This window comes from Micrococcus sp. HMSC31B01, assembly GCF_001816085.1.
Lineage (GTDB): Bacteria > Actinomycetota > Actinomycetes > Actinomycetales > Micrococcaceae > Micrococcus > Micrococcus luteus.
In genome coordinates, this window is record NZ_KV824816.1 from 1 (window position 1) to 2,127 (window position 2,127).

Annotated in this window: 2 protein-coding genes; one reads left to right on the plus strand and one right to left on the minus strand. The window is 75.2% G+C overall.

The window, feature by feature from the left end; genetic code table 11:
* Positions 1–102: 102 nt before the first annotated feature.
* Positions 103–1,110, minus strand: a complete 1,008-nt coding sequence (locus HMPREF3105_RS00320; RefSeq protein ID WP_069941687.1) for a cation diffusion facilitator family transporter — start codon at positions 1,108–1,110, stop codon at positions 103–105.
* Positions 1,111–1,253: 143 nt separating this feature from the next.
* Here HMPREF3105_RS00320 and HMPREF3105_RS00325 point away from each other — a divergent pair.
* Positions 1,254–2,127 (plus strand): saccharopine dehydrogenase family protein (locus HMPREF3105_RS00325; RefSeq protein WP_070708500.1); only part of this gene is annotated, 874 nt, incomplete at its 3' end.

A 2,127-nucleotide genomic window follows, 5' to 3' on the forward strand; every position in this document is an offset into this window, starting at 1 on the left:
CGGCGGCGCCGCCTGGAGGCCAAACGCCGTCGCTCCGAGATGAAGCGCACGCGCCGCCGCCCCGGCCTCGACTGAGGCCGCTCGCCCGCCGGCCGCGCGGGCTCAGACGCGGGTGTTCTGCGATTCCGGGGCCAGGGGCGCGTGGGCGGGGTTGGACAGGGAGAGCACGACGGCGGCCACGCGCGGGTGTTCGAGGAGGGCGTCCTCCACGCGCTGGAGCAGGACCGCGGCCTCGCTCTCCCGCTCGTCCCCGGCCAGGTCCACGGCCCCGACGACGAAGAGCTTCTCCGGGCCGACGTACTCGAGGTGCAGGTAGCTCACGGAGAGCACCTCGGGCCGCTCCAGCAGCCAGCGCAGCACCCGGTTCCGGACCAGCGGGTCGGCGACCTCGCCGACGAGGAACGCCATGTTCCGCGAGAGCAGGAAGATCGCGACGACGCCCAGCAGCACGCCCACCAGGATCGAGCCGGCGGCGTCCCACCGGGGGTCCCCGGTGAGCTGGTGCAGGGCGAGGGCCGCCGCCGCGATGACCAGACCGATCAGGGCCGAGGCGTCCTCCACCCACACGGCGCGCAGCGTGGGGTCCGAGGTCTGGCGCAGGAACGTGGCATCGCTGATGTGCCGCTGCTCCGCGTCGCGGCGGACGCGCCGGTGCGCGTTCAGGAACGAGGCGCCCTCGAGCACGAACGCGACGGCGAGCACGATGTACGCGATCGTGTACTCCGCCTCCTCCTCGGGGGCAGACCAGGCCGTGATCCCGTGCCAGACCGAGACCGCCGAGCCCACCGCGAACAGGCCGAAGGCCGCGACCATCGACCACACGTAGGCCGCCCGCCCGTAGCCCAGCGGGTGCCGCGCGTCGGGGGCTCGGCCGGCCCGACGCTCCGCCAGCAGCAGGAAGACCTCATTGCCGGCATCGGCCCAGGAGTGCGCGGCCTCGGCCACCATCGCGGCTGAGCCGGTGACCGCGCCCACGATCGACTTCACGACGGCGATCACCGCGTTCACGCCGAGCGCGATCAGGACCGTCAGCAGGCTCTCGCCGCCGGTCTCGGCGGCGGGCGAGGCGGAGTGAGCGGGCGGGGCGACAGCGGGCGGAGTGCGGGTCATCCCCCGAGTCTGCGCCTGCAGGCGGGCCCCGGACCAGGCTCGCCGTGTCCGGATCCGCCGGTCCAGGAGCGCGAGATGGGGTCCACGCGGATCGGCGCCGCCGAGCCCGTGAGGTCTCCACGTGCGCGACCTAGCGTGGGGCCATGACGGATTCTCCCCTGCACCTCGACCACGCCGACGCCCCCCGCATCATCGTGCTCGGCGCGACGGGCTACGCCGGATCCCTCGTCGTGGACGCCCTCGTGGCCCAGGGTGCACGGCCCGTGCTGGCGGGCCGGAACCGGGACTCGCTCCAGCACGCGGCGAAGCGGCACGACGGGCTGGAGGTCGCCGTCGCCGACGCCGGGGACCCCGCCTCGCTGAGGGCCCTGGTCACGGAGGGCGATGTGCTGGTCTCCACGGTCGGCCCCTTCGAACGCTACGGCCGACCGGTCGCCCGCGCCGCCGCGGAGCGGGGCGCGCACTACGTGGACTCGACCGGTGAGGTCGGCTTCGTGAAGGACCTCAAGGCGGGCCTGGACCCCACCGCCCGACGCACGGGCGCCACCCTGCTGCCCGCCCTCGGCTTCGACTACGCGCCGGGCATGCTCGCGGGCGGGCTCGCGCTGGCGGAGGCCGATGGACGCGCACGGTCCCTGCAGATCGGCTACTTCGCCGACGGCGAGCTGGACCCCCGCGTCGACCTCAGCCACGGGACGCGGCAGACGATGGTGGACGCCCTCACCGAGCGAGCCATCACGTGGCGCGGCGGGCGGCTGGCGACCACGGGCCTGGCCAGCCGGTCGGCGGTCTTCCGGGTCGACGGGCAGGACCGGCGCGGCGTGCTGTTCGGCGGCACGGAGTCCCTGTTCCTGCCGCGGATGCAGCCCGGCCTGGACGAGGTCGAGGTCTTCAACGGCTGGTTCCCGGCCCGGCCCACGCAGATCGGTGCCGCCGCCCTCGGCGCGGTGGGGTGGCTCCCCGGCGTCGCCCGCGGCGTGCAGGCCCTGCTGCGGCCCCTGGCCGGGGACCCGGGTG

Excerpts from the sequence above, each read along its gene's own strand:
- HMPREF3105_RS00320 (WP_069941687.1), bottom strand. The coding sequence starts at position 1,110 with ATGACCCGCACTCCGCCCGCTGTCGCCCCGCCCGCTCACTCCGCCTCG.